22 protein-coding genes and 1 pseudogene are annotated in these 22,604 nt (G+C 71.9%); 13 read left to right on the top strand and 10 right to left on the bottom strand.

Features of this window, described 5'->3' with window-relative positions; translation table 11 throughout:
* Positions 1–3: 3 nt before the first annotated feature.
* Entirely contained in the window at positions 4–1,416 is a 1,413-nt protein-coding gene (locus ON36_RS20150; RefSeq protein WP_043655854.1) for a linalool dehydratase/isomerase domain-containing protein, read from the bottom strand.
* Between the two features lie 132 nt (positions 1,417–1,548).
* Positions 1,549–2,490, bottom strand: a complete 942-nt coding sequence (locus ON36_RS20145; protein WP_043655851.1) for an oxygenase MpaB family protein — start codon at positions 2,488–2,490, stop codon at positions 1,549–1,551.
* Positions 2,491–2,709: 219 nt separating this feature from the next.
* Here ON36_RS20145 and ON36_RS20140 point away from each other — a divergent pair, with 219 nt between their 5' ends.
* The 3 genes from ON36_RS20140 (at position 2,710) to ON36_RS20130 (ending at position 5,027) form a co-directional block, all read left to right on the top strand.
* Entirely contained in the window at positions 2,710–3,387 is a 678-nt protein-coding gene (locus ON36_RS20140; RefSeq protein WP_052314167.1) for a TetR family transcriptional regulator, read from the top strand.
* A gap of 209 nt (positions 3,388–3,596) precedes the next feature.
* Entirely contained in the window at positions 3,597–4,502 is a 906-nt protein-coding gene (locus tag ON36_RS20135; RefSeq protein WP_052314166.1) for an oxygenase MpaB family protein, read from the top strand.
* 69 nt (positions 4,503–4,571) lie between these two features.
* On the top strand, positions 4,572–5,027 hold the full coding sequence (locus tag ON36_RS20130) for a hypothetical protein (RefSeq protein ID WP_157224956.1): 456 nt from the start codon (positions 4,572–4,574) through the stop codon (positions 5,025–5,027).
* A gap of 6 nt (positions 5,028–5,033) precedes the next feature.
* On the opposite strand, the gene ON36_RS20125 is transcribed toward ON36_RS20130, so the two are convergent.
* From ON36_RS20125 to ON36_RS20115, 3 genes and pseudogenes are all read right to left on the bottom strand, one after another.
* On the bottom strand, positions 5,034–6,110 hold the full coding sequence (locus ON36_RS20125; RefSeq protein ID WP_043655845.1) for a metallophosphoesterase: 1,077 nt from the start codon (positions 6,108–6,110) through the stop codon (positions 5,034–5,036).
* A gap of 221 nt (positions 6,111–6,331) precedes the next feature.
* A pseudogene (locus ON36_RS36300) lies at positions 6,332–6,714 on the bottom strand (enoyl-CoA hydratase-related protein); the annotation flags it as partial.
* Positions 6,711–7,736, bottom strand: coding sequence for a crotonase/enoyl-CoA hydratase family protein (locus tag ON36_RS20115; RefSeq protein WP_043655842.1), 1,026 nt, complete (start codon positions 7,734–7,736; stop codon positions 6,711–6,713). The pseudogene ON36_RS36300 and the gene ON36_RS20115, both read right to left, overlap by 4 nt.
* Before the next feature lie 149 nt (positions 7,737–7,885).
* Here ON36_RS20115 and ON36_RS20110 point away from each other — a divergent pair, with 149 nt between their 5' ends.
* Positions 7,886–9,517, top strand: a complete 1,632-nt coding sequence (locus ON36_RS20110) for an acyl-CoA dehydrogenase family protein (protein ID WP_043655839.1) — start codon at positions 7,886–7,888, stop codon at positions 9,515–9,517.
* 17 nt (positions 9,518–9,534) lie between these two features.
* Positions 9,535–10,539, top strand: coding sequence for an AurF N-oxygenase family protein (locus ON36_RS20105; RefSeq protein ID WP_043655836.1), 1,005 nt, complete (start codon positions 9,535–9,537; stop codon positions 10,537–10,539).
* Position 10,540: 1 nt separating this feature from the next.
* Here the strand turns inward: ON36_RS20105 and ON36_RS20100 are convergent, their stop codons facing one another.
* Positions 10,541–11,296 carry a PaaX family transcriptional regulator C-terminal domain-containing protein gene (locus tag ON36_RS20100; protein ID WP_043655834.1) on the bottom strand — a complete coding sequence of 252 codons (756 nt, stop codon included), beginning with the start codon at positions 11,294–11,296 and terminating at the stop codon, positions 10,541–10,543.
* Between the two features lie 130 nt (positions 11,297–11,426).
* Between ON36_RS20100 and ON36_RS20095 the strand changes: the two genes are divergently transcribed.
* Together ON36_RS20095 and ON36_RS20090 are read left to right on the top strand one after the other, a co-directional pair.
* Entirely contained in the window at positions 11,427–11,888 is a 462-nt protein-coding gene (locus tag ON36_RS20095) for a MarR family winged helix-turn-helix transcriptional regulator (protein WP_245558139.1), read from the top strand.
* Complete coding sequence (locus tag ON36_RS20090; RefSeq protein WP_043655832.1) at positions 11,885–12,262, top strand: DUF5313 family protein; 378 nt, start codon at positions 11,885–11,887, stop codon at positions 12,260–12,262. Before ON36_RS20095 ends, ON36_RS20090 begins: the two co-directional genes overlap by 4 nt.
* A gap of 1 nt (position 12,263) precedes the next feature.
* On the opposite strand, the gene ON36_RS20085 is transcribed toward ON36_RS20090, so the two are convergent.
* Both ON36_RS20085 and ON36_RS20080 read right to left on the bottom strand, forming a co-directional pair.
* Entirely contained in the window at positions 12,264–13,355 is a 1,092-nt protein-coding gene (locus ON36_RS20085; protein ID WP_043655830.1) for an NAD(P)-dependent alcohol dehydrogenase, read from the bottom strand.
* Positions 13,352–13,825: a DUF4334 domain-containing protein gene (locus ON36_RS20080; protein WP_043655828.1), complete on the bottom strand. Its 474-nt coding sequence runs from the start codon at positions 13,823–13,825 to the stop codon at positions 13,352–13,354. The genes ON36_RS20085 and ON36_RS20080 overlap by 4 nt, the downstream gene beginning before the upstream one ends.
* A gap of 82 nt (positions 13,826–13,907) precedes the next feature.
* Here ON36_RS20080 and ON36_RS20075 point away from each other — a divergent pair, with 82 nt between their 5' ends.
* Positions 13,908–14,486: a TetR/AcrR family transcriptional regulator gene (locus ON36_RS20075; RefSeq protein ID WP_043655825.1), complete on the top strand. Its 579-nt coding sequence runs from the start codon at positions 13,908–13,910 to the stop codon at positions 14,484–14,486.
* A gap of 1 nt (position 14,487) precedes the next feature.
* Here ON36_RS20075 and ON36_RS20070 read toward each other — a convergent pair whose 3' ends face one another.
* Together ON36_RS20070 and ON36_RS20065 are read right to left on the bottom strand one after the other, a co-directional pair.
* Positions 14,488–14,982, bottom strand: coding sequence for a hypothetical protein (locus tag ON36_RS20070; protein ID WP_043655823.1), 495 nt, complete (start codon positions 14,980–14,982; stop codon positions 14,488–14,490).
* 54 nt (positions 14,983–15,036) lie between these two features.
* Entirely contained in the window at positions 15,037–15,678 is a 642-nt protein-coding gene (locus ON36_RS20065) for a TetR/AcrR family transcriptional regulator (protein WP_043655821.1), read from the bottom strand.
* 164 nt (positions 15,679–15,842) lie between these two features.
* On the opposite strand from ON36_RS20065, the gene ON36_RS20060 reads away from it, so the two are divergent.
* The 5 genes from ON36_RS20060 to ON36_RS20040 all read left to right on the top strand — a co-directional run bounded on the left by ON36_RS20060 (position 15,843) and on the right by ON36_RS20040 (position 22,603).
* On the top strand, positions 15,843–17,876 hold the full coding sequence (locus ON36_RS20060; protein ID WP_043655909.1) for a CocE/NonD family hydrolase: 2,034 nt from the start codon (positions 15,843–15,845) through the stop codon (positions 17,874–17,876).
* A gap of 58 nt (positions 17,877–17,934) precedes the next feature.
* A complete protein-coding gene (locus ON36_RS20055) occupies positions 17,935–18,639 on the top strand; it encodes a rhomboid-like protein (RefSeq protein ID WP_245558138.1) in 705 nt (234 codons plus the stop codon).
* Positions 18,640–18,798: 159 nt separating this feature from the next.
* Entirely contained in the window at positions 18,799–19,701 is a 903-nt protein-coding gene (locus tag ON36_RS20050; protein WP_043655816.1) for a metal-dependent hydrolase, read from the top strand.
* Positions 19,698–20,804, top strand: a complete 1,107-nt coding sequence (locus tag ON36_RS20045; protein ID WP_043655814.1) for a PDR/VanB family oxidoreductase — start codon at positions 19,698–19,700, stop codon at positions 20,802–20,804. Before ON36_RS20050 ends, ON36_RS20045 begins: the two co-directional genes overlap by 4 nt.
* Before the next feature lie 29 nt (positions 20,805–20,833).
* Entirely contained in the window at positions 20,834–22,603 is a 1,770-nt protein-coding gene (locus ON36_RS20040) for an SDR family oxidoreductase (protein WP_043655811.1), read from the top strand.
* Position 22,604: the final 1 nt, after the last annotated feature.

The raw sequence follows: 22,604 nt of genomic DNA, 5'->3' as shown, positions 1-22,604 counted from the left end.
CCGTCAGCGGGGGCTGATCCGGACCGGGTGCCGGTCGCCGAGATCGATCTCGATCACCGCCTCGCCCTGGAGATCGGCGCGCACGGCGTCCTCCGTGGCGCCCGAGACCGCGTAATCCCGACCCGGTATCAGGCGCCGGAGTCCGAGACGGACGCGGCGCGACCCGGCACCCGGCCGCAGCACCAGGTCGAGGGCCGCGCCGTCGGTGACCGCCTTGGCGACCAGGACGTCGGGGTAGGCGGCGTCGGCGAGGATCGGGCCGGTTCGCCACTGCTCGGGTACCACGCCGCGGATGAGGTCGCGCAGACCGTCGGGGCGGTTGAAGCGGGCCAGGACATGGTGAGCGTTGGTCGTCGTCGACACCCCGGCGTAACGGCGGGCGCCCGCGCGCTCCACGAGACGGTTGTTCTGCGTCAGTGAGCGATTGAGCGCCTCGGCCAGCGCGGTGTCGCCCATCTCCGCGGCGGCCGTCGCCACGAAGACCCTGGTCATGCCGTCGCCGTTGACCATGTTGTAGTTGCCCAGATCGACGCGGGTGCGTGCCGAGCCGCGCAGTCGCACCTCCTGGCCGTCGAAGCGGACGAAGCGGTCGCGAATGGTGTGCCAGGTGCCGCGGGCCAGATCCGGCATGGTCGCGTTGAGCCAGGCCACCATGCCGCCGTCGTAGCCGAGCACCGGCGCGCTGATGGTCAGCGAGGGGCCGAGCCTGCCGGGGATGAACCGGCCGCTACGGGTCCTCCAGCCGTCGTGCAGATAGCTGCGGCGGATGCGGTCGATCAGGTCGCCGGTGAGTTCGGTGCCGTGCAGGCGGTCGTGCATGAGCAGGGTGTTGAAGGCGAAGGCATTGCAGATCGGATAGATCAGATGCGGCTCGCACGGGTACTGCGGGCAGTTCGGCCGTTCGAGCATGTTCGCGCGGATCGCGCGGCACAGGCGCTCGAAGTCGTAGGAATGCACTGTCCTGCGGCTCCACGCCAGCCGAAGCGACCCCGGCCGATCGAAGGTGTCGTCGGCGTTGAGGGTCTCGTAGAAGCCGAGCATGACCCCGAAATAGCCGGTGTACATGACATTGGCATGCCGAATCGGATCGGTGTTGATCCGGGCGTATCCCAGCAGGCTCTCGGTGGCCCAGTACGACCAGACCCGGCGGTCGCACATCTTGCGGATCGCATTGCGCTGGGCCTCGGCGAGATACCCGGTGAACGCGGGGGTGCGAGTGTACTGGGCCATCGACAGGCCGTAGCCGATGAAGTTGAGCTGATATCGCAGGGCGCTGCCCGCGATCTGTTCGATCTTGTCGAAGCCGTCGAACCGGTCGAGGGGTTGCAGGGCGAGATCGAGGACGAAGCGCTGGAACGCGAGGTCCTCCGGACTGGATTCGGTCACGGTGGGCGCGATGGTCGCCTCGCTGGTCACGGGGCCTCCGTTCGTCGGGCCGGCCCCGGGCGCCGCGCGGCGGGAGCGAAACTTGCGGTTTCGGCGGCCGGGCGGCGGCGGAGGCGGCGGAATCCTGCGACGAGGTAGCCCGTCAGCAGGCAGCAGGGCATGTCAGCGGTGTGCCGCGCGCGATGCGGCGTCGGGGGCGAACGAGGTCAAACCGGCATCGCGGTACTTCGCGGCAAGGCGCTCGTACTTGCGGCGGTTGCGGGCCATCGGCGAATCGGTCACCGCGGCGGGCAGGCGGCGGAACAGGGTGCGCAACACCGCGGTCAGGACGCGGAACTCGATGTCGTGCAGCCGGTTCCAGGTGATCGGCATCTTGTCCCGGACTTCCGGCACCATGATGCCGCAGCCAAGCACCATCGCCAGATGTCCCAGGGTGGGCGCGCTCAGCCGCCAGAGCGGGTCCGCCGCCGCGGGCAGGAAGTCGGGGCGGGGGGCGCGGCGGACGGTGTCGGTGGCGGCCCGCAGCGCCGGGGTCACGCGCAGTTCGCCGATCATGTCTTCGTAGTGGACGACCAGGTCGGCGTAGGTCGGGATGGGGCGGGAGTTGCCCGGCAGGTGCAGACCGCGGGTCTTGTCCAGGTAGTGCTCCCAGATGGCCTGGTCGTCGGCAGGGGACGGTGTGTCCCCGGTCAGGGCCAGGTAGGCGCCGCGCTGCACGAAGAAGGTGGAGTACAGGATCCAATTCCAGGTCTGCGGGTGGAACGCCGAGTAGCGCTCGCCGTCGGGGCCCATGCCCTTGACGTCGCGGTGCAGCCGCATCAGGCGCGCCGATTCGGTCTCCCGGTCGGCGTCGGTGCCGTGGTAGATGAGTTGGTCGGCCGCGGCGGTCCGGGTGGCGCGGGCCCACGGTGTGTAGCGGGCGCGGCCGGTCTCCTCGAGGGCCGCCGAGACGGGTGGCAGCATCGGCTGATCGAACAGCGCGACACCGAACACGCTGAACAGGATCGACCCGCCGACCTGTTCGAAGCGCTCGACCGCCGGGGTCCGGGGGTGGCCCACCATGGTCACGGCGTGCGAATCCTGGTGTGGCACAGGACAGGTCATCGGTGAACTCCTTTGTTCCGCCGGTGGGCCGTCGTGGGCCCGAACCCGTCATTCTGGTGCTGATGGGCACCACAATGAATGTGGTGTCAGAGTGCACCAGAATGGTGCGATGGTCAAGCCGTGAACGGGCCGGGCTCCTGGTCGATCCACTAGGCTGGGGCGCTATGTCCGCGCAGCAGCTCCCCAGGTCGGGATCCGTCCGGTCAGGGTGGGGTGCGCGTGGGTGAGCGTGTCGAACCCGTCGTGGCCGCCCGGGCCTACGGTGGCGTGGCCGCGGACGAACGGCGGGCTCGTCGCCGGGCCGCGCTGCTCGACGCCGCGCTGGACCTGCTCGCGGAGGGCGGCGCGGCTGCGGTGACCAAGCGGGCGGTGTGCGCGCGGGCCAAGCTCAACGATCGGTACTTCTACGAGCTCTTCGGCGATCGGGACGCCCTGCTCGTCGCCCTGGTCGAGGAACACACCGCGCTGGGGATCGCGGCGGTGGTCACCGCCGCGCGCGCGGCCGGGCCTGACACCCATGTTCAGGTGCGCGCCGCGGCGGACGCGGCGATCGGGTTCATGCTCGCCGATCCGCGCAGGCCCGCGCTGCTGCTGAACGCGCACAGCACCGAGGCGCTACAGGCCGCTCGGCTGTCCACCCAGCACGCCATCGCCGCGGCCATGTCGGCGGTCGCCCGCGAACTCGCCGTCGAGCAGGTCGCCGATCCCTCGGATGTCGATCTGGCCGCCTATGCCGTGGTCAGTGGCACCCTGGAGCTGGTCGCGGCGTGGCTGCGCGGTGAACTGCCCGCCACACGTGGACATCTCACCGATCTCGTCGCCCGGCTCCTCCTGATCACCGACAGTTCCTCGGTTCTGCACGGCGCCGGCGCGCTGGCGTCCCGGCTCGACCGCTAGTTGACGATCGAACTTTTCGGATTTATGTTAATCCACATTCTGACAGTTGTGGTCGTGCTGGGAGCGGAGGAGTGAGGGCCACCTTCCCGGGGTGAGCCGTCCGCCGTGCCACCGCCGTGTCACTGTCGGATCCACCCCGGGCGTCGCGGTACTCCCGCCCCGCGCGCCGATATCGACATCCGCCCGTACCGAACAGGGATGAGTGAGCCATGACCGCTGCCTCCGAAACGGCCATCACCGACGCACTCGCGCCGACCAGCGCGCGGACTCGTATCCGCGTCCCTTCGACCCGGGGCCTGCGTCGCGGGCGCAGGCCCGTCCTGGCCGACGCGCTCGACTTCTGGCAGTACGCGGGCGCGCCGGCCAATGTCGCGATGCAGATGGCCATGCCCGGCGTCGGGCGCGGCGTGGTCGAGAGCAGGGTCGAGTCCGGCGCGCTGATGCACCACCCGTACAAGCGGCTGCGCACGACGACGACCTACCTCAACGTCGCGCTGCAGGGCTCGCCGGAGGTGAAGGCGGCCTTCCGGGAGGCGGTGAACGGCGCGCACCGGCAGGTGCGCTCGGCGCCGGGAGCGGCGGTGAAGTACAACGCCTTCGACCGCGACCTCCAGCGCTGGGTGGCCGCGTGCCTCTACGTCGGCTACGAGGACTCCTACCAGCTGATCAACGGCCGGATGACCCCCGGCCAGCTGGAGAGCTTCTACGCCTCCTCGGCCACCTTCGGCACCACGCTGCAGATGACCGAGGACATGTGGCCGCGGACCCGCGCGGAGTTCGAGACCTACTGGAACGAGACCTGCCTGCTGCTGTCGGTCGACGAGGAGGTGCGCGCCTACATCGACGACATGGTCAACCTGCGGATGATCAACCCCCTCCTGCGTGGGCTCTTCGGCGGACTGCTCGGCTTCCTCACCCGCGGTTTCCTCGCGCCCTACTTCCGGGATGTGATGGGCATCGACTGGACGCCCGCGGACCAGCGCCGTTTCGAACAGCTCTTCGCGGTCGTCGGTGTCGTGAATTCTCTCATGCCGCAACGTCTCCGCTTCGCCCCGAACAGGGCGATGCTGCGCGATGTCGAACGCCGGATCCGCGAGGGCAAGCGGCTGATCTGACCGGGCGCCCGAATCGCTGACCGGGATACCCGGCTGCGGACGCCCGCGCGCGAGGGCCATGATCGGTACATGAGCTCTCGTCTGTCTTCCCGTGTCCGCAACGGTCGTTCGTCGGCGGTGGCCGCCGCCGTCCTGCTCGTGCCCGTGCTCCTCGCCGCGGGCTGCTCCGAGGACGGCGGCACGCCGCCCGCGGCCGCCGCGGACGCGAACACCGCGGCCGCGCTGGAGAAGTCGCTCAAGAACGACTTCGGGGTCGCGCCGGACCAGCCGCTGAGCACCCTGCTCACCCGGCCGGGCAGCACCTGGCCGGGACACATCACCGCCGTCACGGTGCAGGACCGCACCGCGCACGTGCGCACCGACCTCGACAGCCACAGCGACATCGACAAGAACCTCGGCGCGACCGCCGCCACCGCCATCGCCGGCCTGGTCCGCCGGGGCAGCGACGAGCAGCTGCGCGGCTCGCTCGTCACGATCAGCGTCGAGGACCCTGCGGGCGCGCGGATCGGCGAGGCGACGGTCTGACCAGGCTCAGCCGATCCGGCGGCGGAATTCCTCGACCGGGACGGCCGTGCCGGGATCGACGGTGTGGACCGCCGCCTCGACGGCCCCTGGCGTGAGATCCAGTGTCAGGAAACCCAGTTGGTGATAGGTCTGGAACAGGGCCGGGTGCGCGTCGGCGGGCAGGGTGCGCGGCGTCGCGCCGATGGTCTTGGCCGCCGCGCCCGACACGATCTGCCGCGTGCCCTTCGCCTCCGGCGTCGGCTCGAGGACCTGGAGGCTGTGATCGTGGCCGGACAGGATCAGGTGCGCCCGGCCGAGCACGTGGTCCTCGAAGAAGCGCCGCACGTGGACGCCGTTGATCGGGTCGATCGGCAGGCCCTCGTAGCGCCCCGCGTCGCCGTGCGGGCCGTTGTTCAGGTACGGGTGGTGCGTGCAGACGATCTTCCACGGCGCCGGTGAATCGGCCAGCGCGGCGTCGAGCCAGGCGCGCTGCTCGTTCATGAACTGCCCGTCGACCGACCAGTACGGGGAGAACACCGGCGGGATGTAGGCCGCGAGGGGATTGAGGTCGAGGACGAAGAACTCGACGATCGGGTCCGGGTCGGGCAGGCGGACCGAGTAGTAGCGGCTCGGCATCCACCAGCGCGGCGAGGCGCCGTGGTAGCGGACCTCGTCGTCACCGCGCAGCAGCCAGCCGCCGTCGCCGGGCAGGACCGAGCTGTTGTCGTGGTTGCCGAGCACCATGACCCACGGGATGTCGAGCCCGGCGTTGGGGTTCTCGAACTTCTCCGCGAACTGCGGGTCGGTGGTGCCGGTCGGGCCGCTCTCGTAGATGTTGTCCCCGAGGCCGAGCGCGAGGCCGAACGGATCGGCGCGGTGCAGCGCGCGGGCGGCCTCGGCGACCGCCCACTGGGTGCGCGTGCCGGTGCCCGCGTCGCCGGTGACCAGGACCCGCAGGCGGTCACCGCCCGCGGGGAACGCGAACTTGGTGACGCCCTCGCCGGTGGCGACGGCCTGTGCCGGGGTCAGCCCCGCCAGGGCGGCCCCCGCGGCCGCGGCGGCGGCACCGGTCAGCAGTTCCCGTCGGCCGAATTCGGCTGGCATGTCCTCATCTCCCGTTCGTCGTGTCGGGCGGTACCCGGACCGTCCGGTCGCACCGCGCACACCGACCGCGGCGCACCCCTCGGGACCGGCGCGCCGTCGGCGGCCGGCGCGAACGCCGGGGTCCGCGCGAAGACGGCGGTGTGTGCACCGTACCCGCCACGCCGGCCGGTCCGGGCACGTGAACCGCCCCGCCTGCCCCGGCCCCGGTCAGCCGGGTCCGGACAGAACACGCCGAGGACGGCCGTCTCCTCCACGACCCGCAGGTCGGCCCCGGCCGCCGGCTCGGGTCCGCCCGCAACGGCGTGCCCGGTGATCGCCGCGATCACCGGTTTGCCGAGGATCATGCGGGTCGGGCCCATCGGCCCGTCGCCGTCGGGGGCGAGCGGTTCGGCGAGCCCGCCGCGACGGCCCCGAGATCCGCGCCCGCGCGGAAGGTTCCGCCGAGGCCGTGCAGCACGGCCGCCGCGCGGTCGGGGTCGGCGCCGAAGGCGCGGAAGGCGGCGGCCGGCGCGTGGGCGGTGTCCAGGTCGACGGCGTCGCGGACCTCGGGGCGATGGTTACCGGGCCCGCTGTTCGGTGACGACGGTGCGGTCGCTCGTCTCAGGCGGGCTCGCCGCCGGCGCGGCCGCGCTTGTGATCGCCGAAGGGCTCGTCGCGTTCGCGGACCGCCTCGCGGAAACCGACGGTGGCCGAGCGCAACTGGAACGCGTAGCCCTCCCGGGTGTGGCGCGAGATCCCGTCGAAGACGGTGCTGATCATGCCCGAGTTGGTGACGCCCTGGGTGTGCAGCGCCGAGTTGAGGGCGAGCTTGGCCATCATCAGCTGGTTGACCGGCATGCGGGCGATGCGGGCGACGAGCGCCTCGGTCCGCTCGTCGAGTTCCTCGGCGGGACAGGACTCCACGGCGAGGCCCCATTCGGCGGCCTGCCTGCCGGTGATGCAGTCGCCGGTGAACAGCAGCCGCTTGGCGCGCTGGTCGCCCAGCCGGTGCGCCCACATGCCTGCCGCCGGGATGCCCCACACCCGGGTGGGCGGATAGCCGATCTTGGTGTCGTCGGCGCAGATGATCTGGTCGCTGAACAGGGCGATGTCGGTGCCGCCCGCGACCGCGAAGCCGTGCAGTTTGGCGACGGTCGGCTTGTTCGCGTGCAGCAGGCTGGCGAACCCGCGGTTGAAGCGGCTCATCATCGCGTAGTCGAGCATCGGGTCCCAGGTGCCCCACGGGTTGTGGTTGGCGGCGTGCGCGAGCGGGTCGACGGCGGTGCCCTCGGTGGACTCCGTGCCCTCGGCGGGCGTGCCCTGCTCGGCGAACATGCCGAGGTCGTAGCCGCCGCAGAAGCCCTTGCCCCGGCCGGAGACCAGGATGACGTGCACGCGGGGGTCCAGGTCGGCGCGCTCCACCGCGTCGGCCAGCTCGACCGGGGTGTCGGGGGTGATGGCGTTGCCGTGGTCCGGCCGATCGAAGGTGATGCGCGCGATGCGGCCGTCCCGCTCGTAGGTCAGCGTCCGATATTCGCGTCCGGCGGGCGGTTCGCCTCGGTGTGCCCACGGCGAACCCGGGACTTCGCTCCAGTTCTCGTACCAGGCGGCGGGCCGTTGGCCGTCGTGTTCGTGCTGGTCGGACACGGTTCTCCTTCCGGATGGCCCGTCGCGGCGGGCGCGCGCGACGAGTTGGGTATTGCAAATCTACATCGCGCGCCACAAACTCGTAATAGGTTTCGGGCGCGACTCGCGCCCTCCGTCACTCGTTCCGTCCCCGCGAAGGGAGACCGTTCATGCCAACCCACTCCGTCACCAACCAGGTCCCGCCCCTGGTCGGCTACGACGCCGCCGACCAGCCGGTCGTCCTCGAGGCGCTGCGCCGCGGCGGCGCCGAGCACGCCCTGACCGAACTCCACGAGGTGGGCAGGCTCGCGGGCAGCGCGCACGCCCAGGAACTCGGTGACCTGGCCGAGGAACACCAGCCGGTGCTGCACACCCACGACCGCTACGGCCACCGCGTCGACGAGGTCCGCTACGACCCGAGCTACCACGAGCTCATGCGCCAGGCGGTGGGCTTCGGGCTGCACGGGGCGCCCTGGGCCGACACCCGCCCCGCGCCGCACCTGGTGCGCGCGGCCAAGATGAGCGTGTGGGGCCAGGTCGACGCCGGGCACGGCTGCCCGATCTCGATGACCTACGCCGTCGTGCCCGCGCTGCGCGCGAACCCCGAGCTCGCCGCGCGCTACGAACCCCTGCTGACCTCGCGCGTCTACGACCCCGTCCTCGCGCCGCCCGAGAGCAAGGCCGGGCTCATCGCCGGCATGTCGATGACCGAGAAGCAGGGCGGCTCCGACGTCCGCGCCAACACCACGACGGCCGTGGGCCGGCCCGACGGCACCTACCGCATCACCGGGCACAAGTGGTTCACCTCCGCGCCCATGTCGGACTTCTTCCTCGTCCTGGCCCAGGCGCCCGGCGGGCTCTCGTGCTTCTTCGTGCCGCGCGTGCTGCCCGACGGCACCCGCAATCCCTTCCACCTCCAGCGGCTGAAGAACAAGCTGGGCAACCACTCCAACGCCAGCAGCGAGGTCGAGTACGACGACACGGTCGGCTGGCTGGTCGGCGAGGAGGGCCGCGGGGTGCCGACCATCATCGAGATGGTCAACCTGACCCGCCTGGACTGCACCCTCGGCTCGGCCACCGCCATGCGCACCGGCGCGACCGCGGCCATCCACCACGCGCTGCACCGGCGGGCCTTCGGCGCGAGCCTGGCCGACCAGCCCCTCATGCGGAACGTGCTGGCCGACCTCGTGATCGAGGCCGAGGGCGCCAGCACCGTCGCGCTGTGGCTGGCCGAGCTGACCGACCGCGCCGTGACCGGCGACGCCGAGGCCGACCTGCTGCGGCGGATCAGCCTGGCGGTCAGCAAGTACTACGTGTGCAAGCGCGGGCCGATCCACGCTGCCGAGGCGCTGGAGTGCCTGGGCGGCAACGGCTATGTCGAGGACTCGCGCATGCCGCGCCTGTACCGGGAGGCGCCGCTCATGTCGGTGTGGGAGGGATCGGGCAATGTCGCCGCGCTGGACACGTTGCGCGCCATGGCGAAACAGCCCGCCGCCCTCGGCGCCTTCCTCGACGAGGTGAAGCTCGCGGCCGGCGCCGACGCCGAGCTGGACGCGGCGATCACCCGCCTGGAGGGCCAGTTCGGCGACTTCGAGACCGCCCAGCACCGCGCCCGCCGCATCGTCGGCGACATGGCGCTCGTGCTCCAGGGTTCGCTGCTCGTCCGGTTCGGGCATCCCGCGGTCGCGGACGGTTTCACCCGGACCCGCCTCGGCCGCGACCGGGGCGACGTCTTCGGCACCCTGCCGGTCGGCCTCGACACCGGCGCGATCATCGACCGCCTCACCCCGAAAATCGGCTGACCACAGGGAGACACATCATGACCGCCGCCCACCGGACCGGCGCGCCCCGCGATCGCGCGGGCGAACCCGCCGACTACGCCCGGCTGCTCCACGATCTGGCCGATGCGTCCGTGCACCGCCATTTCGACCCCTATCGCGACGTGGCCTGGGACGACCCCGACGTCCGCGTGGTGCCGGACGACCCGCGCTGGATCCTGCCCGCCTTCGACCCGCTCGGCGGACACCCCTGGTACCGGGTGCAGTCACGGGAGCGCCGCATCGCCATCGGGATGTGGCGCCAGGCGAACACCGCCCGGGTCGGGTTGCAGTTCGAGCAGCTGCTGATCGCCGGTTTCATGGTCTATCTCGGCCGGCTGCCCAACGGGTCGGCCGAATTCCGGTACGCCACCCACGAGGTCATCGAGGAGTGCAACCACACCCTGATGTTCCAGGAGGCGGTGAACCGGTCGGGCGTCGACGCGCCAGGCTTCGGCGCGCTCTTCCACGCGGTGTCGCCGCTGGTCGCGCTGTTCCCGCGCATCTCGGCGCCGTTCTTCTTCCTCTGTGTGCTGGCGGGCGAGGAACCGATCGACCACATCCAGAAGCAGTACCTGCGCACCGAGGACGGCTACCACCCGATGGTGCGCGGGGTCATGCGGATCCACGTGGCCGAGGAGGCCCGCCACATCTCGTTCGCGCACGAGTTCCTGCGCAGGCACGTGCCCGCCATGTCGGCGCCGGGTCGGTTCGTGCTGTCGCTGGCGTGCCCGATCGCGCTGCGGGTGGCGTGCGACCTGATCGTGGTGCCGCCGCGCGAGTTCTGGAAGGAGTTCGACGTTCCCGATCACGTGCGGCGCGAGGTGTTCTGGCGGTCGCCGCGGGCGCGGGCGACGCTGCGTGGCTATTTCGGGGATGTGCGCATGCTGGCGGAGGAGATCGGCCTGATGAACCCCGTCTCGCGGCGGCTGTGGCGGGTCCTCGGCATCGACGGCCGGGTCTCGCGGCACCGGGGCGAACCGGATCGCACCGCCGAGGCGCGCTGACTCAGGCGGTCTGGGGCGGGTTCTCGCCGATGTGATCGGTGGCGAAGGCGTAGAACTCGTCCCGGAACTCGGCGTACCGCGCGCGGACCGCCGCGCCCGGCCAGTCGGCGGGCAGCAGCTCGGCGGGCAGGACCGGGTCGTCGAGGAGGTGGCGGACGGTGGCCGCCGCCACCTCGAAACGGGCGCCGATCGTGTCCGCGGTGGCGAACGCGGCGAGCAGCTCACCGGCGCGGGCCGCCCAGCGGTCGGGGTCGAAGAGGCGCCGGGCCAGGGCGTGCGCCGGCTCCTCGGGCTCGCCGTGGAAGAGCGCCAGCCGGTCGCGCGCGGCGGCGGGCAGGGCGAGGGCGAGGTTGTCGGGCCTGGTCCACACGCCCTCGCGGAGTTCGCCGAACCGGGCCTGGCGCAGGGTGTCCCGGAACGCGGCCCGATCGGTGGAGTCGGTCGCGCCCACGATGACCACGGCCAGTACCCAGCGGCCGTCCCAGGGCCGGAGATCGGGGGAGACGGCCGCGTCCTGGCGGCGCTGCCGTTCGGCGAGGCGTTCGGAGAGCCGGTAGGTCGCGTCGCTGCGTTCGAGGTCGCCCGCCGCCACCATGCGCGTCAGCGCCGCGCGCACGGCCGACTCCTGCAGCCCGAGCCCGGTGCCGACCCGCACGATCCAGCCCGCGGGCGCCTCCGCCGGGTGCGCGCCGAGCAGCACGCTCAGGATGGCCGAGCGCGCGGTGAGGGCGCGGACGGGGGTGCTGGCGGCGGGCATCCGCCGATCGTATCGGCTCGGCGGGATGCGTCCGCGCCGGCCGAGCGCCGTCCCGGTGGCGACGACGGCCCTAATAGTTTGTGCACTAACTGTTAGGGGGCGTAATGTAGGGGGACGAAAGGAAGCGATCGTGGACGAACTCGACGACCCGCTGCGGCTGGACCGGCAGGTCTGCTTCGCACTCGCGGTGGCCAATCGCGCGGTGCTCGCGGTCTACCGCCCGCTGCTCGAACCGCTGGGACTGACCCATCCGCAGTACCTGGTGATGCTGGCGCTGTGGGGCGAGAGCCCGCAGTCGGTCAAGGCCATCGCCGAAGCGCTGCAACTGGATTCGGCCACCCTCTCGCCCCTGCTGAAGCGGCTCGAATCGGCCGGGCTCATCACCCGCCGCCGCGATCCGCACGACGAGCGCACCCTGCTCGTCGACCTCACCGCGGCGGGCCGCGACCTGCGCGCGCGGGCCGAACGGATCCCGCCCGCGGTGGTGTCGGCGCTCGGGGTGAGCCCGGCCGACCTGGAAGAACTGCGCGACGTCCTCGGCCGGGTGAACCTCGCGGCCCTTCGCGCCTCGGAAGTGAGGGAACCCGCATGACCCGCTCGACCCCGACCCCCTGGCAGCGGCTGCGCTACATCGCGGGCGGCACCCTCCCGCCGGAACTGCGGGACTGGGTCCTGCGTGACCTGACCGGTCCGGGCGCCACCCGCCGCTACCTGATGCGCTTCCTCATCCCGATCCTGCCGGTGCTGTGCCTGTTCCTGCTGGTGCCGGGCCCCGCGTGGATGGGCCTGTCGATGATGGCGCTGCTGTACCTGCCGCTGGTGTACTTCACCGTCGCGCTGACCTACGTCTACCGCAGGCACCGGCTGATCAAGCACGGCCTCGACCCGGCGCTGGCCGTCGCCGCGGACGAGCGACGGGCCGACGCCGAGCGGCACGCCTACGAACTGCGCCACGGCCGGGGCTGACTCACCAGGTCAGGACCGACTTCACCGCCGCGCCCTCGTGCGGCGCCGCGAGCGCGGCGGCGAACTCGGTGTGCGGACGGGCCGTGATCAGCCGATCGAGCGGGAAGCGGCCGGCCGCGTACAGCTCGAGCAGCTGCGGGATGAACACGTGTGGCACCGCGTCGCCCTCCAGGCAGCCGCGGATCGACTTGCCGCCCAGCACGATGTCGCGCAGCGAGATGTCGGGGGTGCCGGTGCCGAGCCCGACCGCGACCACGGTGCCCCCGGTGGCCAGCGCCGCCGCCGCGTCGGCGAGCACCCGCGCCGACCCGGTCGTGTCGAGGGCGCACTCGGCGCCGCCGCGGGTGAGTTCGCGGATCGCCTCCGCGCCCGCGGATTCGGCCGGATCGAGCGCCACGCTCGCGCCGAGCGCCAGGGCCAGCGCGCGCCGGGGCGCGGCCGGCTCCACCACGATGATCCGCTCCACCCCGGACGCGCGGGCCGCGAGCAGACCCGCCATGCCCACCGCGCCCGCGCCGTAGATCACGAGCGTGTCGTCGGGCCGGGGGCGCGCGACGTTGAGCACGGCGCCCGCGCCGGTGAGGAACCCGCAACCCAGCGGCGCGGCCAGCGACGGGTCGGTACCGGGTGCGACGACCACGGTGTTGTCGGCGGTGGTGAGGGCGTACCCGGCCAGGCTGGACTGGCCGAAGAAGCCGTCGCGCACCGGGCGCCCGGCCGCGGTCACCCGCGGTGACCCGTCGCGGCGGGCGCCGAACTGGTTGAGCGCGAAACCCTTGCGGCAGTAGGCGGGACGGCCGACCCGGCAGGCGTGGCAGTCGCCGCAGTGGCGGAAGGTCAGCACCACCTGGTCGCCGGGGCGGACCGAGGAGACCTCGCGCCCCACCGCCTCCACGACGCCCGCGCCCTCGTGGCCGAGGAGGATCGGCCGGTCCGCCGAGCCGGCCGCCCGGGTGATCAGGTCGGTGTGGCAGATGCCGGTCGCCTGGACACGGACCAGGATCTCGTCCTCGCGCGGGTCGTCCAGCTCGATCGGCTCGAGGGTGAACGGCTCGCGCGGGTCCCGCGAGAGCAGGGCTCGTGTGGTGGTCACTCGGTGACCCGTTCCAGCACGAAGTAGAAGTGGGCGCCGTCGGCGAGGACCTGTTCCGGCTTGCCGTTCATGATGCCCATCAGCGTGTTCTCGTCCAGCGCCTTGAAGTGGTCGAACACCGGACGGCCGTCGTAGACCATGGTCGCGGTGACCTCGCCGCGGAACTCGATGTTCCACAGGGTGGCCTCGCCGCCGCCGAGTTCGACGTTGCTGAACAGCGATCCGTCCTCGGCGCGGCAGATGAGCGGCTGGGCGTGCAGGACGGAGTGGAAGGTCTTGCCGTACCAGCGGCTGCGCGGCAGCGCCCGGCACAGCGGATGGCCGGTGGGGAAGGCGTCGCCCTTCCACGCGCCGAGGATGTCCTCGGCGCGGACGGTGGGCAGGGAGGCCCACAGCGCGTCCAGGTCGGCCGGGGTGACCCCCGAATCCGGTGCGGTCAGTTCCCGCCAGCGGGTGCCGTCGATCGTCATGGGGAAGCCTCCAATTTCCAGAACCATCTGGTTCGCGAAGGCTATCCCGAACCGGATGGTTCGGCAAGGGTAGGATTCCGCCATGCGCGCCGCCGGACATGCCACCCGAGAACGGATCCTCGCCGCGGCCAAGGCCGAGTTCGCGCAGTACGGCGTCGCGGGCGCCCGGATCAATCGCATCGCCGCGGCCGCCCGGGCCAGCAAGGACCGGCTCTACGCCTACTTCGCGAGCAAGGACGAGCTCTACGCGGCGGTCACCGAGGAATGGGCGACCCGGACCACCGCCGAGACCGCCCTCGACGCCGGCGACCTGCCCGCCTACGCCGGCCGCCTCTTCGACCACTACGTCGCCCATCCCGACGACGCCCGCCTGCAGGCCTGGGCGGACATCGAGCGCACCGACATCCCCGCCGCCGCGGCGGCCGTCCGCCGCGCGCTCGCGGGCAAGCTCGCCGAACTCGAACGCGGGCAGCGAGAGGGCTTGATCACCACCGAGTTCGGGCCGATGACTCTGGTCGTCATGCTCACCGACCTGGCCCGCACCGCCGCGGTCCACGCCACCGCGCCCGGTGAGCCGCGCAACCTCGCCGACCGCCGCGCCACCGTCGTCCGCGCCGCGCACCGCCTGACCGCGCCGTCCCGGGACGCGGGCCGCGGCTGAATCAGTGGGTGAGGACGAGCTTGACCGCGACCACGGCGATGGCGATGGTCGTCAGCACCAGGCAGGCGTAGAGGGTGCTCCGGTTGGGCTTCTCGCCGCGCAGATGCGTGATGACCGCGCCAAGGCACGCGATGCGGCTGATCACCCACAGCTCGGCCAGGAACAGGGCGGTCTGGATGGAGAGCAGGCCGAGCGGTTCCAGGGCGACCAGACAGGCCGGGATCAGGCCGGAGGTGAGGACCGGCACCGAATCGCGCAGTTCCTCGCGGAGCTCCGGCCGGGTCAGCGGCCTGCTGGCGCGGGCGCTGCGACCGACGGACTCGGCGAAGGCGTGCGCGAGGAAGGTCGACAGCGAGGTGCCGATGATCACCATCGCCGCGCGTGGCGCGTCCACCCGGTGCAGCGGGACCAGGGCGGTCAGCACGAGGATGTTCCCGTAGACGTAGGCGCTGATCCGGCTCGCGGATTCCTCGATCCCGGTGGGAGCCCCTGACATGGCATCAGCCTGACATGCCCGGCGGGCGAAATCGGCCAGCCGCGCCGGTCGCGGTCAGGATCCGACGCGCGCCAGGACCGCCTGCACCATCAGCACCGCGCTGTCGACCACGTCGTCGAGCGGTTCGCGGTAGCCGCTCTGGACCCACTGCTGGGCGATCATGAGCATCGCCCCGTTGAGGCCGGTCATGATGGCGCGCAGCCGCGCGGGTGGGTGCGCGGCCACGTCGAGGTAGGGCGCCGCGAGCGCCACGCACACGTCGACCAGGGTCTCCACGACCTGCCGGTAGGCCGCGTCGATGACCGGGCTGACGCCGAGGATCTCGAAGAACACGATGCGCGGCACCCGGGGGTCGTCGGCGATCAGGCGGAAGTAGCCGGTGACGGCCCCGCGGACCCGCACGTCGAGGCCGTCGGCCTCGGTGCCCATCCCCCGGTGGATCGCCTCGAGGATCCGGCCGGTGACCTCGCGGTACACCTCGAGCAGCAGATCCTCGCTGTCGGTGAAGGATTCGTAGAAGTAGCGCTTGCCGACGCCCGCCCGCGCGCACACGGTGACCACGGTCGTGTTGCGGTAACCCTCGGTGCCGTAGAGCTCGACGCCCGCCTCGATCAGGCGCGCGCGCCGCTCCTGCTGACGCTGGCCGGGCGCGGCGCCCCGGTACTTCCGTCCGACCTCGGTCGCGGGCACGTTCACGGCATCGATTCTTCCAGGCGGGTTCGCGCGGCGGCGACGCGGTCGTCCTGGCCACCGGAACGAAACACCCGTCACATTCTTGTGTTGCCGGGTGACCTGGGTTACCTTGCTTGCCGACCTGGGAACGCACCGGTTCCTGTTTGTGGGAGGGCTCGAACGACGACATGAAGAACTATCGAGGGCGACTGGCCGTGCTGGTCGCGACGGTGGTGGCGGCCGCGGCGGCGCTGGCCTGGGCCCCGACCGGACAGGCGGCACCCGCCCGCGCCGAGCTGGACGCGCAGTTCACCGCCACGCACACCGGCCCGCAGCAGTACCCGAACGTCTTCATCGAGTGGGACGTACCCGTCACCATGAGTGACGGAACGGTGTTGAAAGCCAACGTCTATCACCCGGCCGACGCCTCCGGGCAGCCGATCGCCGAGCGCACGCCGACGATCGTCAACCTGACGCCCTACACGAAGCTGGTCACCAACGTCGCCGACTCGGCGCTGTCGGTGCCGGGGCTCACCGACGTGCTCAACCCGATCCTGCAGAACCTGGACTTCTCCGCGTTCGGGTTCAGCAGCCTGTCGGACATGCTGAAGGTCCTGCCCGGCGGTGGCGCGCGCACCTTCGCCGTCGACCGCAACCTGATCCGCGCCGGCTACACCCAGGTCGTCGTCGACGTGCGCGGCACCGGCTTCTCCCAGGGCACCTGGCAGGTGTTCGGCGAACGCGAGCAGCTCGACGGCGTCGAGGTGGTCGACTGGGCCGCGGCGCAGCCGTGGTCGAACGGCCGGATCGGCATGAGCGGGGTGTCGTACTCGGGCATCAACCAGCTCCAGACCGCCGAGCGCAAGCCCGCCGCCCTGAAGGCGATCTTCCCGGTCGTGCCGGGCAGCGACCTGATCCGCGACGTCGCCGCGCCCGGCGGCGCGCTCGGCATCGGCTTCATCCCGGCCTGGCTGCTCGCCGTCGACGGCACCAAGCTGCTGCCGGATCTGGTCTCGCTGTTCTCGGGCCGGTTCGACACCACCTGGCTCGGCGACCGGATCCGCGATCCGTTCACCTTCTTCAACGTCCTCATCGCCGCGCTGTCCACCCCGAGCGTGGACCAGGTCCCGCCGGACCTGGCGGCCATCCTCGACGACCAGAGCGACATCCGCACCGCCTGGGTCGGCGACCCCGCGCAGGTCGACGTGCCGACCTTCCTCTACGGCGGCTGGCACGACATCTTCGCCTACTCCACGCCCCGCATCTACGACGCCGTGAATGTGCCCGCGGCGCAGAAGAAGCTGGTGATGGACAACAACCTGCACGTCACGCTGTCCTCGGGCGTCGGCCGCCCCGGGGCGCCCGCCGCGCTGGACGTGCTGCAGCGCGCGTGGTTCGACAAGTGGCTCAAGGACGTCGACAACGGCGTCGACGGCTACGACCAGGTCACCCTGTGGCAGCAGGGCAGCGAGCAGTGGGTCTCGGGCACCGAGTTCCCGCAGCCGGGCATGCGGTACCGCAGGCTCTATCTCGACGGCGCCTCCTCGGGCACCGCTCCCGGCGCGCGCCACGACGGCAGCCTGGTCTCGGCTCCCGGTGCGGCCCAGCGGCTCACGGTCGACCCGAGCCTGCTCACCGTCTGCTCGCGCGACGCCGCGCAGGGTTCGGCCGGACTGATCCCGGTGCCGGACGTGTGCGCCAAGGACGCGCGGATCAGCGAGGGCGCCGCCCTGACCTTCACCACCGCGCCGGTGGCGGAGGCGACCCGGCTGTCCGGCCCGATCGGGGTGCACCTGAACACCGTGCTCGACGCCACCGACGGCTACTGGACGGTGACCGTCAACGACGTCGCCCCCGACGGCCGTTCCACCATGTGGTCGACCGGCCAGCTGACCGCCTCGCTGCGCGCGGTCGACGAGGCGAAGGCGACGCGCTCGCCGGGCGGGGACTACACCGATCCGTACCCCATCCTGTCGCTGGCCACCCGGCAGCCGGTCGTGCCGGGGGAGCCGACCACCGTCGACCTCGGCATCCGCGCGATCGACGGCGTGCTCGCGCCGGGCCACCGCCTGCGCATCGATGTGTTCGCCAGCAACTTCCCCAGCGGAATCCTGTTGCGGCCGTTGCTCAACGAGAGCGGGCTGAAGCCGCAGCACATCGAGCTCGACCCGGCGCGGCCGAGCTGGGTGAACGTCCCGCTGGACCGCGACCCCGCCTGGTGATCCCCGCCGCGCCGGAGCGTGCCCGGGTCCGGGTGTGCCGTCCTGGCACACTGGACGGGTGAACGCTCCGGCCGGCGTCACCGCCCGCGCTGCCCACGCCTGTGCCCTGGCGTGGCGCTGGGTCCGTGGTGCCCCGGGCACCTATGTGTGGCTGGCGATCCTGGCTGTCACCTCCACCGCCCAGCACCTCGGCTCCGACCGGCAGGTCCGGCACTGGCTGCAGGTGCGCTCGACGAACCTGCACCACCTCGCCGACGATCCGATCCACGTCCTGCTCACCAGCGCGCTGTGGACCGACGGCGGCGGCTGGCTGGGCTACGCGGTCCTGTTCACCGTCTTCCACGCCACGGCCGAGCGCTGGCTGGGCACCCTGCGGTGGCTGGCGGTCGCCCTGTCGGCCCACGTCGGGGCCACCTATCTGAGTCAGGGCGTGCTGCTGTGGGCGATCCGGCACGACTACGCGCCCGAGCGGGCGGCGTTCACCCTCGATGTGGGCGTCAGTTACGCGCTGGCCGGCGTGATCGCGGTGCTGGCCTACCATGTGGCGCCGCCGTGGCGCTGGCTGTACCTGGCCGGGGTGGCCGCGGTGTACGTGCCCCCGGTGCTGATCACGCCGACCTTCACCGACGTCGGGCACTGCAGCGCGGCGCTCATCGGGCTGGCGTGCCTGCCGCTGACCCGGGGCCGCGGCGCGCCCGTCGACCCGGGCGCGCTGCTGCGCGGGGCGCGGCGCCGACTGCGTGGTACTTCGAGTATCGGATAAATGTCACCGTGTGATATCGAAGCCCGGGTGGCCGCGCCAAATGGTGTTACCTTGAGTACTACTTATGTGTAGGATTTCGGAGAACCTGCGGAGGGCGGCGCGCATCGAAGCGTTCCGCCGTCACCACCGCACGATCCGGCACCGCCCTCAGGAGTACCGATGAAGCTACTTCGTCGCGCCGCGCGACGGACCGACACCGATCCCGGCACGGTCGCCCTGCACGCCCGCAACGTGCGCTTCGACTGGGCCGACGTGCCCCTGCGCTGGATGTCGGCCGAACCGATCGCCTCCCACCTCATCAGCTCCCTGAACATGCTGCTGCCCGAGGGCGAGCGCATGTTCTGCGCGACCTATCGCGAGGCCCTGCCGTATGTGCAGGACGAGAAGCTGCGCGAGGACATGCTCGGCTTCATCGGCCAGGAATCCATGCACGCCGAGACGCACGAGAAGGTGCTGCACGACGTGCTGGCCGCGCACGGCATCGACCCGGGCCCGTACGTGCGCCAGATGGAGTACCTGTTCCGCAAGACCCTCGGCAGCCGCGACCTGACCGGCCGCGCCGCCGAACAGGTCCTCGTCGAACGCCTGGCCTTCATCGCCTGCCTCGAGCACTTCTTCGCCTGGCTGGGCGACTGGGTGCTCAACGCCGATCTCGAGAAGTTCGGCGCCGACCCGCGCATGGCCGACCTGTTCCGCTGGCACGGCGCCGAGGAGGTCGAGCACCGCAACGTGGCCCACGACGTGGCCATCTACTTCGGCGCGGGCTACGTGCGCCGCTGTTCGAGCATGATGCTGGTGTTCCCGATCTTCATCGGGCTCGTCGTGCGCGGCACCAGGTTCCTCGTGCGCCAGGACCCCGAACTCGCCGACCTGGGCTACCCGCGCCTGATCCTCGCGGTGTTCGGCGCGATGTGGCGCGGCGCGCTGCCCGGCATCCCGTCGCTGCTGCGCAGCGCGCTGTCGACCTTCCAGCCCGGCTACAGCCCCGAGAACGTCGGCTCCACCGCGCAGGCCGTCGCCTACCTCGCCCAGTCCCCGGCCGCCAGGGCGGCCGCGTCGTGACGCTGTACCAGGCGCCCGAGGCGGTGCCCGCCGACCTCTACGGCAAGCATCGGCACGACCCCGGCACCCGGTTCATCGACGCGGTGGCGGGCGCGCGCCTGCGGTGGAGTGCCCTGGTCAACCGGCGCGACCTGCGCACCCGTGTCGACGATCGCCGCTTCCCGGTGGTGGTCGTCGGCCGCGAGGTGGTCGCCCACGACCAGGACGTGGTCGCGCTGACCTTCGCCGCGCCCGACGGCGGCCCGCTCCCGCGCTGGCGTCCCGGCGCGCACCTCGACCTGGAACTGCCCTCGGGCAGGCTGCGCCAGTACTCGCTGTGCGGCGACCCCGCCCACGAGCGCACCTACCGGATCGCGGTGCGCCGCATCCCCGGCGGGGGCGGTGGCTCGGTCGAGGTGCACGACGCGTTGCCCGTCGGCGCCCGGCTGACCGTGCGCGGCCCCCGCAACGCCTTCCCCTTCGCGGTGCCCGGACACGGATCACCCGCCCGGCGGCTGCATTTCGTGGCAGGCGGCATCGGCATCACCCCGATCCTGCCGATGGCGCGGCTGGCGCACCGCCTCGGCGTGCCGTGGACCATGGTCTACAGCGGCCGCAGCCGCGACACCATCCCCTTCCTCGGCGAACTGGACGGCTTCGGCGACCACGTGCTGGTCCGCACCGACGACGAGCACGGACTGCCCACCGCCGCGGACCTGCTGCCCGGCGTCGGCGCGGGCACCGCCGTCTACAGCTGTGGACCGACGCCGATGACCACCGCCGTGGTCGACGGGGTGCGCGCGCTGCCCGGGGTGGAACTGCACTACGAGCGCTTCTCCCCGCCGCCCGTCGTGGACGGCACGCCGTTCGAGATCGAACTCGCCTCCACCGGCGAGGTGCTCACCGTGCCCGCCGACCGCACCGCGCTGGACGTGCTGCTGTCGGCGCGTCCCGATCAGCCCTATTCCTGCAGGCAGGGCTTCTGCCGCACCTGCGTGGTCCGGGTGGTCGACGGCGAGCCCGACCACCGCGAGACGGTCCTGACCGACGACGAGCACACCGCCGGTGCCATGCTGGCCTGTGTCTCCCGCTGCCAGGGCGGCCGCCTGGTACTCGACCTCTGACACCGCTTCCGGCACAAGGAGTTCCGCCGATGACCGACCCGCACCTCATCGCCACCGAGCGCACCGTCCGCAACGGGGGGTTCGACCTCGCCGTCTTCGAATACGGCGACCCCTCGGCCGAGACCGTCGTGCTCGTGCACGGCTGGCCCGACACCCACCACCTCTGGGACGCGGTGATCCCGTTGCTGGCGAACCGGTTCCACGTCGTCGCCTACGACACGAGGGGCCACGGCGCGTCCACCCGGACCCGCACCACCGCCGACTTCCGCCTCGAGGAACTCGCCCGCGACTTCTACGCGGTCGCCGACGCGGTCAGCCCCGACCGACCCGTGCACGTGCTCGCCCACGACTGGGGTTCGGTGCAGGTGTGGGAGGCGGTGTGCGAGCCGCAGGCCGCGCGGCGGATCGCCTCGTTCACCTCGGTGTCGGGACCCAACCTCGACCACCTCGCCGCCTGGGTGCGCGACCGGCTCTCGCGGCCGACGCCGCGCAACATCTGGCAGCCGATGACCCAGCTGGCGTCCTCGGCCTACACCTTCTTCTTCATGACGCCGGGCCTGCCGCGCGCCACGTTCAACGCCATCGGTACCGAGAAGGTCTGGCAGCGCGCGGTGGCGCTGATGAACGACACCTCGCCCGCGAAGGTGAAGCTGGGCCCCACCTTCCGCGCCGACATGGTCGACGGGCTGCTGATCTACCGCGCCAACATCATCGCGCGGATGCTCGCCCCGCGCGAGCGCCGCACCGAGGTCCCCGTACAGCTCATCGTCGCGGGCCGCGACGTCGCGGTGCGCCCGGCGGGCTACGACGACACGCACAAGTGGACCGACCGGCTCTGGCGGCGCGACGTGCCCGCCGGGCACTGGATGCCGTTCTCCCACCCGGAGACCCTGGCGGGCGCCACCACCGAACTGATCGACGCGCTGTCCGGCGCCGGCTTCGCCCGCGGGCTGCGCCGCGCCGAGGTCGGTCGCACGCGGCGGGAATTCGACGACCACCTGGTCGTGATCACCGGCGGCGGCAGCGGCATCGGCCGCGAGACCGCCCTGGCCTTCGCCCGCCTCGGCGCGGAGGTCGTGGTCTCCGACGTCGACGAGCTCGCCGCGAAGGAGACCGCCGAGCTGATCCGCGCCGCCGACGGCACCGCGCACGCCTACCGGCTCGACGTCGCCGACGAGACCGCCGTGCGCGAGCACGCCGACGAGGTGATCGCCGCGCACGGCGTGCCCGACGTGCTGATCAACAACGCCGGTGTGGGACACGCCGGTTCGTTCCTCGACACCTCGAGCGAGGACTTCGACCGGGTGTTGCGCATCAACCTCGGCGGTGTCGTGAACGGCTGCCGTGCCTTCGCCCCCGCCATGGCCGAGCGCGGACAGGGCGGGCACATCGTGAACCTGTCCAGCATGGCCGCCTACACCCCGCAGCGCGGCATGAACGCCTACGCCACCAGCAAGTCGGCGGTGTTCATGTTCTCCGACTGCCTGCGCGCCGAGCTGGCCGAGAAGGGCATCGGCGTCTCCACCGTGTGCCCCGGCATCGTGCACACCAACATCGTGGCCACCACCCGGTTCTCGGGACTGTCGCCCGAGGCCGAGGCGGCCCAGCAGCAGAAGTACGACAAGCTCTACGCCCGCCGCGCCTACACCCCGGACAAGGTGGCCGACAAGATCGTCGCCGCGGTGCGCGAGCGGCGCGACATCGTGCCGGTGACCCCGGAATCGTGGTTGCAGTACCGGGCCAACCGGATCGCGCCCGGCCTGGTTCGCCTGGCGGCCCGCCGGATCAAGCTGGGCTGAG

The organism is Nocardia thailandica NBRC 100428 (genome assembly GCF_000308795.1).
Lineage (GTDB): Bacteria > Actinomycetota > Actinomycetes > Mycobacteriales > Mycobacteriaceae > Nocardia > Nocardia thailandica.
The sequence above is the reverse complement of the archived record's forward strand: the minus strand, read 5'-3'. Positions and strand labels throughout refer to the sequence as shown.